At 74.3% G+C, this 13,665-nt stretch carries 9 protein-coding genes and 1 tRNA gene; 4 read left to right on the top strand and 6 right to left on the bottom strand.

Annotated features, from left to right (window positions below; all coding sequences use genetic code 11):
- Window positions 1-22 precede the first annotated feature (22 nt).
- Window positions 23-2,293, top strand: coding sequence for a hypothetical protein (locus tag QF034_RS35815; protein WP_307178817.1), 2,271 nt, complete (start codon window positions 23-25; stop codon window positions 2,291-2,293).
- Here QF034_RS35815 and QF034_RS35810 read toward each other — a convergent pair.
- From QF034_RS35810 to fxsA, 3 genes are all read right to left on the bottom strand, one after another.
- On the bottom strand, window positions 2,271-3,143 hold the full coding sequence (locus QF034_RS35810) for a hypothetical protein (protein ID WP_307178816.1): 873 nt from the start codon (window positions 3,141-3,143) through the stop codon (window positions 2,271-2,273). The genes QF034_RS35815 and QF034_RS35810 overlap by 23 nt on opposite strands.
- A gap of 193 nt (window positions 3,144-3,336) precedes the next feature.
- Window positions 3,337-6,087: an FxSxx-COOH system tetratricopeptide repeat protein gene (gene fxsT / locus QF034_RS35805; protein ID WP_370880982.1), complete on the bottom strand. Its 2,751-nt coding sequence runs from the start codon at window positions 6,085-6,087 to the stop codon at window positions 3,337-3,339.
- 1,008 nt (window positions 6,088-7,095) lie between these two features.
- Window positions 7,096-7,290 carry an FxSxx-COOH cyclophane-containing RiPP peptide gene (gene fxsA, locus QF034_RS35800; protein WP_010044821.1) on the bottom strand — a complete coding sequence of 65 codons (195 nt, stop codon included), beginning with the start codon at window positions 7,288-7,290 and terminating at the stop codon, window positions 7,096-7,098.
- Between the two features lie 258 nt (window positions 7,291-7,548).
- Here fxsA and QF034_RS35795 point away from each other — a divergent pair, with 258 nt between their 5' ends.
- Window positions 7,549-8,781, top strand: a complete 1,233-nt coding sequence (locus QF034_RS35795; RefSeq protein ID WP_307178814.1) for an FxsB family cyclophane-forming radical SAM/SPASM peptide maturase — start codon at window positions 7,549-7,551, stop codon at window positions 8,779-8,781.
- Window positions 8,778-10,208, top strand: a complete 1,431-nt coding sequence (locus tag QF034_RS35790; protein ID WP_307178813.1) for an HEXXH motif domain-containing protein — start codon at window positions 8,778-8,780, stop codon at window positions 10,206-10,208. The genes QF034_RS35795 and QF034_RS35790 overlap by 4 nt, the downstream gene beginning before the upstream one ends.
- On the opposite strand, the gene QF034_RS35785 is transcribed toward QF034_RS35790, so the two are convergent.
- Together QF034_RS35785 and QF034_RS35780 are read right to left on the bottom strand one after the other, a co-directional pair.
- A tRNA-Pro gene (locus QF034_RS35785) sits at window positions 10,174-10,247 on the bottom strand. The two genes, QF034_RS35790 and QF034_RS35785, sit on opposite strands and share 35 nt — an antisense overlap.
- A 506-nt stretch (window positions 10,248-10,753) precedes the next feature.
- Window positions 10,754-11,752 carry a LacI family DNA-binding transcriptional regulator gene (locus tag QF034_RS35780; protein WP_307178812.1) on the bottom strand — a complete coding sequence of 333 codons (999 nt, stop codon included), beginning with the start codon at window positions 11,750-11,752 and terminating at the stop codon, window positions 10,754-10,756.
- A 110-nt stretch (window positions 11,753-11,862) separates the two neighbouring features.
- Between QF034_RS35780 and QF034_RS35775 the strand changes: the two genes are divergently transcribed.
- Complete coding sequence (locus QF034_RS35775; protein WP_307178811.1) at window positions 11,863-13,026, top strand: Gfo/Idh/MocA family protein; 1,164 nt, start codon at window positions 11,863-11,865, stop codon at window positions 13,024-13,026.
- 3 nt (window positions 13,027-13,029) lie between these two features.
- Here the strand turns inward: QF034_RS35775 and QF034_RS35770 are convergent, their stop codons facing one another.
- Window positions 13,030-13,641 (bottom strand): TMEM175 family protein, encoded by a 612-nt coding sequence (locus QF034_RS35770; protein ID WP_307178810.1) that lies wholly within the window; start codon window positions 13,639-13,641, stop codon window positions 13,030-13,032.
- Between the last annotated feature and the right edge of the window lie 24 nt (window positions 13,642-13,665).

Raw genomic sequence — 13,665 nt, 5'->3', positions numbered from 1 at the left:
AGGACCCGCAAGGAGTGCCATCGTGGCCGCAAACAGCGCAGACACCTGGTACAGCAACCCTTTCCCCCTGGTGCCGGTGGTGCGGCTCGGCCCCTCGGCCGATCTCGGTGACGCCCCGGTCGAGGCCGCGGACTCGGGCAACGCCCATGTCCCCACCCGGATCCTGGGCGAACTCCAGGACCTGGTGCGCGACTACCTCCGCGACCAGCCCCGGGGCGGCCGGCGCGGCCGGGCCATCGCCGTGGTGGGCGAGTTCGGGCTCGGCAAGAGCCACGCGGCCCGGGAGGTGTGCAACGGGCTGGCCCGTCCGGACGGCCCGGCCATGTGGATCGTCGACGAACCGGCGCAGGACTTCGGCCGGATGTACCGCGACCGGCTGCGCGGCCCCGCGGACACCCCGGAGGGCCGGGCCGCGTTCGAGGAACTCGTCCGGGACTACTACGCCTATGTGACGGCGGCCCGGGTCGACGAGCAGAGCTCCGGCCCGCGGCCCGGCCGGGCGGACGACGTCCCGCTCGACGACATCGCCCTCGACGACATCGCCACCGGGCTGCGCGACCGCGTGCTCGACCCCGACAAGGTGGTCTCCGCCCTGCGCTACGACCCCGAGGTGCTGCACGCCGGTCTGCGGGTCACCCTCGGCGAGGTGACGGAGCACCGCAGGTTCGCCACCGCGCTCGCCCTGCTCCAGGACCCGCGGTTCACCTCGATGGTGTGGGCGTGGCTGACCGGGGACGAGCCGGCGCAGCAGCTGAAGGAACGCGGCATCAAGGACGCCGTCACGGGCATCGACCCGGTCTTCGACGCACTGGCCGTCCAGGGCTTCCTGCACGGCAGGGTCGGCAAACCGTACGTCCTGCTGATCGACTCGCTGGAGAAGGTGCTGGACTGGCCGGAGGAGTCCCGGCGTACGTTCGTCGACGCCTTCGAGCGCCTGGTCAACGTCTATGTGAGCCGGGGCGGCCTGCTGGTGTTCTGCACCTCGCCGCGCGGGCTCAGCGCGTTCCGTCCGAGCCTGCACGAGCGCGTGGTGCAGTTGTGGCCGGCCCGTTTCTCCGCGGAACTCACCGCCGAGCTCGTCGCCGAGTACATCGGTTCGGGTCCCCGTCCCGCCTCTGCCGAGGGCGCGGACGCGGTCGAGCGCTGGCCCGCGCCGTTCGGCGCCGAGTCGGTGGCGATCCTTCAGGAACTCACCGGCGGGGTACCTCGCGAGATCCTCAAGACCTGCCATCACGCCTGGCAGTTGAGCGAGGACGACGCAGGCGCGGTCCGGGAGGTGACCGCCGCGACCGTGCTGAGGGCCGTACGCGGGCTGCACGGCAACGTGTCCGAGGACCAGGTGCTCTCCACGATCCATGACGCGCTGGCCCTCGGGCAGTGGCGCATCGCCTCGCGCGACCCGGTCCCGGCGCGGGCGTCGTCCGACGACGGGTCGCTGGTGGTGGCGTACTGGCTGGAGCCCGTCCCGAACGCCTACATCGCGATCGTGGTCACCGGTTCGGTGCTCGTCGCGGACGACCAGGAACGCATCACCGCGCGCGTCCGGGCGCTGCGCGGCGCGCTGCACCCGGCCCAGGCCGAAGTGCTGCTCGTGGTCAACGGCCATGTGTCGCGGACCATGCGGGACCGGCTGGCGCGCTCGCTCGGCTCGCAGCCCCTGCTGTACCGCCCGGGCGACTTCCCGAGGGCCGTGAACGAGGCTCTGGACCGGCTGCGGGCCCGCCTCACGGAGCTGCGCCAGGAGGCCGATCTGGCGGAGCTGACGAGCGAGTTGCGCGGTGCGCTCGGCGAGCAGAGCGCCCAACTGGGCCGGCTGCGCAGGACGGTGAGCGATCTCGCCCGGCGCGATCTGGTCGCGGTGGCGCCCGGCCCGGCGCGTTCGGCGCTGCCGGAGCGCGTCGAAGGGCGGTTCGAGGAGGTGTTCGCGCTGCTCGACGCGGCCGTGGAGCGGCTGGCCGGCCGCCCGGCCGACGACGGCGAGGGCCCGCCACCGCGGGCGGAGCGGGCCGATCTGACGGCGCTGGGATGCGCCACCCTCGTCCGGCAGCTGACGGAGCGGTTCCGCACGGGCGCCGACACCTGGTTCCGCTCGGCCGCGCCCGGCGCGCCGACCGAGGAGCAGTGGGCACGGCTGCGCCGGGTCTGCCGTGAGTACGAGACGGCGGTGGAGGTGCTGCCCGTGCAGTCCCTCGGCAGTCCCGGCCCGGCGCACCGCCCCACGGCGGCGCGCGCCGTGGAGGCGCTCGCCGACGAGGTGTGGGGCGCGCTGGTCAGTGCCGTTCGGGCGCCGTGACCTCGCGCAGGGCGTCCGCCAGGTCGTGCAGCCGGTTCTCCGCGTGGCCGACCTGCCGCTGGTCCAGCGTCACCCCGAGGACGTAGTCCCGCGGCGACAGCCAGGTCACGAACACGGCGCCCTCCTGGACGTCCAGGACCAGGCGGTCGGCGGGCGGCTGCACCACCAGCCGCAGGGCGTCGGTGAGCCGGGCGAGATGGCCGCGCAGGTTCTGGGCGAGGTCGCGGTAGGCGGTACGGCGTGAGCGCACGCTGACGTCGAGGAAGCGGGGGCCGAGCTCGGGGTTCTCGAAGACGTCGCCCGCGCAGACGAGTTTCCAGTCCCGGTAGAAGGCGGCGTACTGCAGGTCGAGGGTGTTGACGTGGCCGCCCCACAGGGCCCGCAGCCGCATCTCGGACAGTCCGTCGTGTCCGGCCGCCGCCGTCCCGAAGTCGATGCGCAGCCGCTCCTTGTGCTCCGGCAGCGGCTCCGGAGGGTCCGTCAGACCACCGGGCAGTTCGTCGGGAAGGGTGTGCACCCGGGTGCGGATGGCGGTGACGAGACCGTTCATGGCCGCGTCCGCGGCGGGCATCCCGCCGGGGGTGTCGGTGAGGGCGGACAGGTACTCCCCCGCCTTGACCCGGCCGCCCCACAGACCGCCGCGCGCATTGGCCAGCACGACGCGCATCAGCTCGCCCGTGCCCAGTGGCCGCATCAGGGCGTTCAGGTCCTGGGTGCACAGCAGGAGCCGGCTGCCGGGCAGGGACTCGTTCGCGATGTCCTGGCCGCGCTCGGTGACCAGGCTGCTCAGCGGCGGGCAGTCGCCCCTGCGGACGACGAAGTCGATGATGCCGTTGCTGTAGTGGGACACCGACCTGAGGGCGGGGGCGCCGGCGAAGGCCCCTTGGCACAGCTCTGTTATTCGGCCGTGGACCTCCGGGGACCAGTGGGACTCGGTGAAGAGCTCGGTCTCCGGATGCGGGGCTGCTGCCACGTACGCTCACCTTTCCGTCGTGGAACCGTCGCCGGGCGACGGCGCCGGGTCTTCTGCCCGGATGCCGGGCTCAGATGCCGGGCAGTTCCAGATCGATGTCGAAGTCCCCGGCCGGTGGGGTGGATCCGGTGGTCCGGGAGGTCAGCCAGGTGTGGTGGGCGCCCACCCGCCGCCCGTCGGGCCGATGCCCCATGTCCAGGTCCCGCAAACGGCGCAGGGCGCGCTCGGCGAGTGCGACGGCCTCCTCGGTCCGCCCGGCCGCGGCGAGGGTCGCCGCGAGGGAGTTCTCCGCGGCCGACACCCAGGCGTGGCTGTCGCCCAGCCGGTCCTGAAGGAGGTTGAGCGCGGCCCTGCCGGTGGCCTCGGCCTCCTCGACGGCGCCCGTGGCCCGCAGGTACACCCCGTGCCGGACGCCGGCCAGTCCGGCGTAGGGGTGCCAGGCGCCGAGCGTGCGCTCCAGGGCGCGGCTGCACTGGCGGGCCTCGTGTTCGGCCTCGTCGTGCTTGCCGAGCGCCTGCAGGTCGGCCGCCAGGCTGAAGCGGCAGCGCACGGTGTCGAGGTGCTCGGCGCCGAACCGGCTGGTGGACTCGGCGAGCACCCGCCGGTCGCGCTCCAGGGCCTTCTCGTAGCCGTAGACGGTCTCGTGCGAGCGGGCGGAGTTGTAGGTGATGCGCCGTTCGCTGATGGCGAGACCCCGTTCGATGCCAAGCCGGGTGCCGGCCGCGACGTCGCCGTGCCGGTGCAGCCACTGCCGCAGCAGGTCCTGGGACTCCGCGTCGCGGCCCAGGGTCCGGTAGACCCAGGCGAGCAGGTCGGCGAGCTGCCAGACGGCCGGGTCGTCCTCGCCGCCGACGGCCTGGCGGTAGCGGAACCGGGCGAGGAGCCGGGCCAGTGCGTCGGGGCCCCGGCCGCTCAGCGCCTCCGTGAACGCCAGGTTGCGCTCGGCCTGCACGGTCGCGGGGTGCTGCGGGCCGAGCAGCAGCGTCAGGCCCTCCAGCACGGGGCGGGCCTGGAACAGCGCGTCGGAGAACCTGCCGAGGGAGCGCAGGACGGCGCCGTAGGAGTCGGCGGACAGCAGCGTTCTGGGGTGCAGCGGGCCCAGCAGTCTGCGGTGGCCGCGCAGGGCCTGTTCGGCCAGTTGGCGGGCCTGCTCGTAGGAGCCGTCGAGGCGGTGGGCGCGGGCCGTGAGGTTGAGCAGGCGCAGGTACTCCGGTGACGGGTCGTCGGCCTCCGGGCACCAGGCCCGCTGCGCGCGCTCGGAGATGTCGAGCATGCGGGCCCGGTCGGCGGTCTCGCCGCGCTGGCTCAGGGCGTTGAGGTGGCGCAGCAGGGACCGTCTCACGCGGGGCCGGTGGTCCTCCCACAGCCGCAGGGAGTACACCTCGCGGGCCCAGTCGGCGGGCAGGTCGCGGTTCTCGTCCGGGGTGAACTCGGCGAGGGTGCCGCGCAGCACGTGCTCGATGTGGGCGCGCTCCGCCGGTTCCATACCGGCGCGCACGGCGTCCCGTACGGCGTGGTGCTGTCCGAGGGGCTGTTCGGGCCGGTCGAAGTCGACGTCCAGGAGCCCGACCCGGGACAGGGCCCACAGGGCGACGCTCACCATGTGCTCGTCGGGCAGCCGGGTGTCGGCCGGGGTCCGGGGCGCGCCGGGGTTGCGGGCCGTCGTACCGTCGCGGGCCAGTTCCGCGAGGATGCGTCTCGACCGCAGCAGTTCCAGCCCCATGCCGCGCCCGGTGAGCAGGGACGCAGCGTTCAGCAGCCAGCCGAGGGCGTCGCTGGTGCGGCTCTCGGCACGCCAGGCGGCGGCGCCCGGGGTGTGCAGCACCGTCTGCCGGGCCACCCGCACCATGACCGTCACGGGCGGGGCCGCGCTGTCGCGTTCGAGCAGGGCCTGCTGGGCGGTGCGGTACTCGGCGAGGAGGTGGGCGACGGCCGCCCGGGCGGCGGCCCCCTCGCCCATGCTGTCGTCGCGCCGGTGCGCCGCGGCGCGCTCGGCGAGGCAGAGGGCGGCGATGCGTACGGCGAGCGGGACGAAGCCCACGACCTGTCCGACGCGCTGGGCCTGGTCCTCGTCGATCTCCGGGAGCTGCTCCGCCAGGACGGCGCGGCATTCGGCGGGCGACATGGGCGGCAGGGCGAAGGCCGCCATGCCGGGCGTGGCCGGGGCGGTGCGGCTGGTGATCAGTACGTGCCCGCGGGCGTGCGGGGTGGGCAGCAACTCCCGCAGCCCGTCGGGGCTTTCGGCTCCGTCGTAGACGAGCAGCCAGCTCTGGGTGTCGGTGCGGGAGAGGTGCTCGAACAGCTCAGGGGAGGCGCCGTCGCCCGTCGTGACGAGGTCCAGCCGGCCGGCGAGCCGGTGCAGGCCGCGGCGGGCACGCGGGATCTCCCAGGAGCGCACCCACCAGACGACGTCGTAGGCGGAGCCGAAACGGTGGCACAGCTCCCGGACGGTCTCGCTCTTGCCCCAGCCGCTCGCGGCGTGCACGACCAGCGGGGTGCGGTCCCGGCCGGCCGTGTGCAGTTCCTCCAGGAGGGTGCCGAGGACGTCGTCCCTGCCGACGAAACCGCTGTAGCGGGGGGCCACGTTGGTCACGGCGGGCAGGCGCGGGAACCGGGGGCCGGGGTGGCCGTCCACCGGGGGCGGGGTGCCGAGGCCGAGTCCGGACCACAGCCGCCGCACGGCCTCGTCCTCGTCGGTCCCGCGCAGGTCGATGCGCTCGTGGTGCGCGGCCCCCGGGTCCGGGAACGGCTCGTCGGCCAGCACGATCCGGACGTCGGGGTGGGACAGCGCGGCGAGCTGTGCCAGCGCGGCGTGGTCCATGTCCGCCGGGGAGAGGAACAGCAGGGCCGTGCCGGGAGCCGGACGGTCGCCGGAGTAGGCGTCCTGGGCGCGCAGTTCGCTGCGGATGCCGCCGCGCCGGAACTGGTCCTCCAGCCAGGCGGCCCAGGGCGCGTGCCGCTGGGAGTGGACGATGGTGACCCGGCTGAGCGGCACCGGCCGCCGGTTGCGCAGCCAGTCGGCGAGCCGCTCGTAGTAGGGGCGCAGCCCGGTCACGGAGCCTTCCGGCTCGCTCTCCACGGCGAGTTGCCGGGTGTCCAGGTAGAGCGGGTTGTACGGGATCTCCAGGAAGGCGAGCTCGGCCGTGCCGGAGGTCCGCGTCAGGGGGCCGAACTTGCGGCGCACCCGTTCGCGGGCGCCGCGCAGCCGGTCGTGCGACTCGACGTTGCTCTTCAGACCGAGGGCCATGAGGCGTACGGGCCGGCCGGAGCGGCCGGCGCTCATCTGCTCGGCCAGGGCGGCGGCACCGTCGATGGACCAGGCCGTCATGGCGAAGCAGAGCACCAGTGAGTCGGCCAGTGCACCGAGCCTGCCCTCGGGCGGTGCGCCGGGGGCGTCGGGCAGCGGGGCTTCGACGAGGACGTGGTCGTAGCGCAGGGCGGCGGCGTCCGAGGCGAGGGCGAGGAGGGACGCGGCGTCCGGACGCGCCACCAGGGCGATCCGTCCGGGCTCCGGCTCGGGCACGGGCGTCGATGTCTCCTCCGGCGTGCCCGTGGCGCGGCCGTCCACGATCAGGACGCTGCGGTTGCCCGCGGCCAGCAGGTCGGCGACGTTGCGCACGGTCGTGCTGACGCCGAGGTTCTCCGCGGTGGAGCAGAAGAGGGCGAACCGTCCCGGGCGGTCGGCTGCGTGGGTGTCGGGCATGGCCACTCCGCTTCGACGGCAGGTGCTGGACGGTGGGGCACGGCAGTCAGGGACGGTCAGTATAAGGCGGGTTGCCCCTGATCAGGCGGTTTCGCGCTAGGGGGTGGTGTCCGCACCCGGAGCCGGTCACTGGCTCTCGCTGAACCCGGTGACGAAGGGGTCGCCCGGGGTGCGCCCCGTCCGCAGCCGGCGCAGGGTCTCCCCGAGCACCGAGGACGGCAGGGCGGCGACGTCGTCCAGCGGCACGTCGGTGAGGTCCAGCACGACGGACTCCAGGGTCGCCTCGCCCTGCTCGGCACCCGCTTCCTCGAGCTCTGCCATGGCCCATCCTCCGCGGTGCCCGACGGACCGCCGTTCGCGGCGGCCTCGCACGCCTGCGCGTCCGTGTCCGGGGACGTCGTGTCCAGTGGTGACGTCCCCACGGGGCGGCCCGGGAAAACGGCTACTTTCGGGCGGCGGCGGCCCGGACGACGGAATCTCGATGTTGACGGTCTGTCACCGGCGCCGAATACTGAGGCCAATGGCGTGGGCCGGCCGGACGGGCACCGGGCCGGTCGGCATGCGAACCGGGGGGTACGTATGAATCGACTGCGCCATGCGGAGCCACCGTGGCCGGTCGCGGCCGATGTCGCGGCGCGGGAAGCGACCGGATGGGCGCCCACTCCGTTCCACTCCTTCGTGCTGAAGGTGCACAGCCGCTGCGACCTCGCCTGCCAGTACTGCTACATGTACCGCTCGCACGACAGCAGTTGGCGCGAGCAGCCGCGCACCATGGAGCCTCAGACGCTCGACCGCACGGCCGAGCGCATCGCCGAGCACCTGGCGGCGCACGGGGTGCGCGAGGCCGGGGTGGTGCTGCACGGGGGCGAGCCGCTGCTCGCCGGGGAGGCCGCCGTCGGCCGGGCCGCCTCGGTCCTGCGCGCCGCGGCCGGTCCGGGCGTACGGCTGCACCTCGCGCTCCAGACCAACGGCGTACGGCTGACCGAACGCTGGCTCGACCTGTGCGGCGCGCACGACATCCGGGTCTCGGTCAGCCTGGACGGCGACCGCGCCGCACACGACCGGCACCGCCGGGGTGCCGACGGACGCGGCAGCCACGCCCGGGTCGCCGCCGCCCTGCACCGGCTGGCCGACGGGCCCCATCGCGAGCTGTTCGCGGGCCTGTTGTGCACCATCGACCTCCGCAACGATCCCGTGCGCTGCTACGAGCACCTGCTGACGTACCGTCCGCCCGCGGTGGATTTCCTGCTGCCGCAGGGCAACTGGCACACTCCCCCGCCCGGACTGCGGCCGGGTCTGTCCGGCACGCCGTACGCGGACTGGCTGTGGCGGGTGTTCGAGCGGTGGTACGGGGCTCCGCGGCGGGAGACGCGGGTGCGGCTGCTCGACGACCTGATGACGCTGCTGCTCGGCGGCGCCCCGGAGACGGAGGCGCTGGGATTGGCGCCCGTGCGGTACGCCGTGGTGGAGACGGACGGCGCTCTCGCCCAGGACGACACGCTGCGCACCGCCTATTCCGGCGCCGCGCGGACCGGCCTTCATGTCGAGCGGGACTCCTTCGATGCGCTGCTGCGCCATCCTGGCGTCGCGGCCCGCCAGTGGGGTGCCGACGGTGTGTCCGCGCAGTGCCGGGACTGCCGGCTGCTGCGGGTGTGCGGGGGCGGCCACTACGCCAACCGCTACCGGCCGGCCACCGGGTTCGCCAACCCCAGTGTCTACTGCGCCGACCTGGCCGCGCTGATCGTGCGGGTCAGGGAGCGGCTGGCCGGGGACCTGGAACGGCTGCGCGGTGCCCCGGCGGAAGCGGCATGAGGCCCGTGCCGATCCGGATGCCCGGCAGGCTCTTCACCGCGCTCGCCACGGGCGGCGGCGGGGCCGAGGCCCTGGACCTGCTCGCCCGCGCCGAGTACAGCCGCCGTCTGGCCTGCGCGCACGCGGTCACGGAGGCCGCCCGGGAGATCGGCGGCGGCGTGGCCGAGGCGGCCGGGCAGGCCTGGGAGCTCCTCGCGGCCGCCCATCGGGCCGATCCCCGGGCGGTGTCGGCGGTCCTCACCCATCCGTCGGCGGGCACGGCGCTGGTCGGACTGCTGGCCCGGCTGGACCGCGTCGTCGAGGGCGGGGCCGGGGCGGTGGGTGAGCCGCCGGTCCGCTGGTTCAGCTCCCTCGCCGCGTCGGCCGCGGTCCGCGCGGGCGTGTCCGCGCGGGTGCGGTGGCCCCTGACGACGGACCAGGTCTTCCTGCCCTCGCTCGGCGGCGCCCGCTTCTCCGGTGCCGGGCCGGGCGACCTGGCCGAGGTGGCGATCGATGCCGCCGGTGCGGCCCGGGTCGACGTCGCGGGGCGGGGCTCCGTTCCCGGCCCTGTGGCCGTGCCGAAGGCTCCGTACACCTCGTCGGGACGGTGGCGGGCGGCGCACCGGCTCGCCGTGCTGGACACCGGCGCGCCCCTGCTCCTGGACGACGTGGACCCGCTGCGCTTCCCCGGCGTGCCCGAGCGGCCGCTGGGACTGACGGCGGACGATCTGCACTGGTGGGAGGTGACGGCCCGGGAGGCCTGCCGGTTGCTGCGGGACCACCACCCGGGGACATTCGCCGAACTCGCCGCCGGCCCGCGCACCTTGGTGCCCCTCGGCCGCACGGGCGGCTTCAGCGGAAGCAGCGCGGAGGCGTTCGGCTCCATGGCGCTGTCCCGGCCGCGCACCGGCCGCGCTCTCGCCCTGTCCCTCGCCCACGAGTTGCAGCACAGCAAGTTCGCCGCCGTCCTGCACCTCTTCGACCTGTTCGAGCCCGGCGGCGAGGAGCGGTACTACGCGCCCTGGCGTCCGGATCCCCGGCCCCTGCTCGGCCTGTTCCACGGGGCGTACGCACACCTCGGTGTGGCACAGTTCTGGAACCGGCACCGGGACGTGGAGCAGGACCCCGAGGAACTGGCCCGGGCACACGCCCAGTTCGCCCGCTGGCGCGCGGGCGCCCGGGAGGCCACGGAGGTCCTGCTGTCCTCGGGCCGCCTCACGGCGCTGGGGCAGGACTTCGCGGAGACGATGCTGCGCACGCTCGACGCGCTGTGCCGGCTCCCCGTACCCGCCGAGGCCGGCCGCCGGGGTCTGGCCCTGGCCGCCGAGCACCGGGTGGAGTGGGTGCGCAGGAACGACCGAGAGGCCGTACCGGAAAGCTCCCGGTACGGCCTCTGGTCTGCTGCTTCACACGTCGGGACGACAGGATTTGAACCTGCGACCCCTTGACCCCCAGTCAAGTGCGCTACCAAGCTGCGCCACGTCCCGATGCGGCTCGCGCGGGTGAACCGCGTGATCGCGCAGGTCAACCCTACCGCATCCGCACCCCTGGCCCGCGTGGGCGTCGGGCGGGGTGGGACCGGTGGGGTGCGGCGGGAGGAGCGCGTACGCACCGAGGGGCGTGTCACCGTCCTCCAGGCCGGCCTCGTCGCGTCCCCCGCGCCGGCGGCCGAGATGTGCCCCGGTCCAGCCGGCGAGGCCCGCCGTCGACACGGCGACGGCGAGGACGGCCCACCAGGGCAGGTCCGCCTTGGTCGCGTGTCCGGCGCAGGACGCGAGGGCGAGGAGCCCTGTGACGGCTCCTCCGGTCGTTTCGGCTCGCCGGACACGCCGGTCCCGCGCCTCGTCCACCCGTTGCTCCCCCTTCGCCCTAGGATGCCCACACACCTCACCCCGTGGGCATATGCCGCAAACAATACGCTAAGTCGACGGGTCCCCCCGACCAGGGCATAGAGGTCGAGACGGACACCCCCGGTCCGATCCGGTGCGGGCCTCTAGGACGGCCGGCCCGTCGTCCCCCGGATCTCCAGCGTGGGGGCCGCCAGATGGATCCGCCCCTCTCCCCCGGGCCGCTCGAAGCGGTCGAGGAGGAAGCGGGCGGCGCGGCGGCCGACCTCGTGGCCGGCGTTGTCGACGGTGGTGAGCCACAGGTGGCGCAGCCGGGAGATGCTCGTGTTGTCGTAGCCGACGACGGACACGTCGTGCGGGACGCGCAGGCCCAGTTCCTCCGCCGCCGAGAGGGCGCCGACGCAGGTGATGTCGTTGACGGCGAAGACGGCGGTGGGCCGGTCGGGACGGCTGAGGAGGCGGACGGTGGCGCGGTAGCCGCCCTCCTCGGTCATGTCGCCGCTCTCGACGACGGCCCGGTCCGCCAGGCCGTGCGCCCGCATCGTCGCCTCGAAGCTGCGGCGGCGCAGTTCGCCGACGGCTCCGTAGCCCGCGAGGTGCGCGATGCGGCGGTGACCGAGGCCGATGAGGTGCTCGGTGACCAGCCGGGCGCCCTGCTCGTCGTCGCCGGCGACCTGGTCCACCCCGGGCGGCACGGGCTCGCGGGCGCCCGCCAGGACGACCGGCATCCGCTCGGCGACCGCGCCGAGGGCCGCCGGGTCGGGCAGGGTGCCGACCACGACCAGGCCGTCGACGCGCAGGTCCAGGAGCGGGTCGGCCGGGTCCTGGCCGGTGCGGCGGTTGAGGCGGGCGTCGGCGAGCAGCATGTGCAGGCCGTTGGCGTGCAGCAGCGAGTTCAGGCCGTCGAGGAGGTCGACGAACCAGGGGTTGCGCAGGTCGTTCAGCAGGACGCCGACCGTGCGGGTGCGCTGCTCGCTGAGACTGCGGGCGGCGGCGTTGGGCCGGTAGCCCAGCTCCTGGGCGGCCCGGAGCACGGCCTCCCGCTTCTCGGGGCGCACCTGGTCGGAGCCGCGCAGCACCAGGGAGACCAGCGACTTGGAGACGCCGGCCCGTTCGGCGACGTCGCGGATGGTCGGCGGTCTCATGAGATGGACCGTTCCATACGGGTCGTGGCCTTGTCAAAGGGTTGACAGGCACGGGAAACCGCGCCCAGGGTGGGCTGGACAGGTTGTGGAACGGTCCAAGAGGGGCTCTCATGGTGGACACGCTCGGCGTCGCCGTCGTCGGTTTCGGCTGGATGGGGCGGGTGCACACCCAGGCGTACGCGCGCGTGCGGCACCACTATCCGCATCTGCCCCTCGTCCCGGAGCTGGTCACGGTCGCCGAGGAGGTGCCGGGGCGGGCCGAGGAGGCCGCCGCGCAGTTCGGGTTCGCGTCGACGACGCGTGACTGGCGCGAGGTGGTCGCCGACCCGCGGGTGAAGGCGGTCAGCATCACCGCGCCGAACTTCCTGCACCGCGAGATCGGCGTCGCCATGGCCGAGGCGGGCAAGCACATCTGGATCGAGAAGCCGGTGGGTCTGACCGCCGAGGACGCCCGTGCGGTGGCGGACGCGGTGGCCGAGGCGGGTGTGCAGGGCACCGTCGGCTTCAACTACCGCAACGCGCCCGCCGTCGAGGCGGCCCGCGAGCTGATCGCCTCGGGGGAGATCGGCACGGTCACGCATGTCCGCATCCGGCTGTTCAGCGACTACGCGGCCCATCCCGAGGGCGCGCTGACCTGGCGGTACGAGCGGGAGCGGGGCGGCAGCGGCGTACTGGGCGACCTCGCCTCGCACGGCGCGGACCTGGCGCGTCATCTGCTGGGCGACATCACGTCCCTGACGGCCGACACGGCGATCTTCCTGCCGGAGCGGGCCCGTCCCACCGGGGCGACGGCGGGTCACAGCCGCGCCTCGGGCGGCGAACTCGGCCCGGTGGAGAACGAGGACTACGTCAGTTGCCTGCTGCGCTTCGCCTCCGGGGCGCGCGGTGTGCTGGAGGCCTGCCGGGTCTCGGTCGGCGAGCAGAACAACTACGGCTTCGAGGTGCACGGCACCAAGGGCGCGGTCTTCTGGGACTTCCGCCGCATGAACGAGCTGGGGATCAGCCGCGGGACGACGTACCAGGACCAGGCCGTGACGAGGGTGTACGTCGGCCCGGGCCACGGCGAGTTCGCCGCGTTCCAGCCCGGTGCGGCGAACGCCATGGGGTACGACGACCTGAAGGTCATCGAGGCGTACCGCTTCCTCCGGTCGGTCGCCGAGGGCACTGCGCACGGGGCGACCCTCGCGGACGCCGTGCACAGTGCGGCCGCCCTGGACGCGATGGCGCGGTCGGCGTCGAGCGGCACCTGGGCGGAGGTGGCCGCGGGGGCGTGAGGTTCAGCCGGCCTTCTGGAGGCGGCGGCCCAGGACGTACCTCACCGGGACGAGGACCAGCCACAGCCACATGGCCGCCGCCCCGATCACCAGGGCCAGCGGGACGGTCACGGCGAACACCACCACCAGCGTGGCGCTCTCGAGGAGGTAGGGGGTGCTGCCGGTGTCGGAGGGGGTGCCGTCGCGGAGCCAGGGGCGCTTCGCGAGGACGGCGGCCAGCGCCAGATGACAGGCGCCGAGCGCGGCGACCGCCGCCGCGTAGACGGCGACCGACGCGGGCACGTCGCCGTACTCCGCGAGCAGCCTGGTCGGGAAAGGCACCAGGGCCGCGACACCCAGGCCGGTGAGGGACAGGATGATCACATGTCCGTCCACCTCCCGTACGTCACGGAAGATCCTGCGGTGGTCGCGCCAGAAACTGCCGAGCACGGCGACACTGAGCGCGTAGGCCCCGAGGTCCGGGAGCAGCTGGTGCAGGGCTTCCCGATACCTGTCCGCGTCCAGGTCTCGCGGGACGTAGAGGTCCAGGACCAGCAGCGTGATGGCGATGGCGAACACGCCGTCGGCGAGCGTCAGCAACCGGTCCGGCCCGCCGTCCGGGCGCGAGGTCCACATGAGGACGACGGTAGGGGCCTCGGC

The organism is Streptomyces africanus (assembly GCF_030816955.1).
GTDB classification, from domain to species: domain Bacteria; phylum Actinomycetota; class Actinomycetes; order Streptomycetales; family Streptomycetaceae; genus Streptomyces; species Streptomyces africanus.
Note: the sequence above shows the minus strand (reverse complement) of the source record. Positions and strands in the feature narration are given on the sequence as shown.

Coding starts and splice junctions, on each gene's coding strand:
- QF034_RS35775 (WP_307178811.1), top strand. CDS start 11,863: ATGGTGGACACGCTCGGCGTCGCCGTCGTCGGTTTCGGCTGGATGGGG.
- QF034_RS35770 (WP_307178810.1), bottom strand. CDS start 13,641: ATGTGGACCTCGCGCCCGGACGGCGGGCCGGACCGGTTGCTGACGCTC.
- QF034_RS35790 (WP_307178813.1), top strand. CDS start 8,778: ATGAGGCCCGTGCCGATCCGGATGCCCGGCAGGCTCTTCACCGCGCTC.
- QF034_RS35780 (WP_307178812.1), bottom strand. CDS start 11,752: ATGAGACCGCCGACCATCCGCGACGTCGCCGAACGGGCCGGCGTCTCC.
- fxsT (WP_370880982.1), bottom strand. CDS start 6,087: ATGGACCACGCCGCGCTGGCACAGCTCGCCGCGCTGTCCCACCCCGAC.
- fxsA (WP_010044821.1), bottom strand. CDS start 7,290: ATGGCAGAGCTCGAGGAAGCGGGTGCCGAGCAGGGCGAGGCGACCCTG.
- QF034_RS35795 (WP_307178814.1), top strand. CDS start 7,549: ATGAATCGACTGCGCCATGCGGAGCCACCGTGGCCGGTCGCGGCCGAT.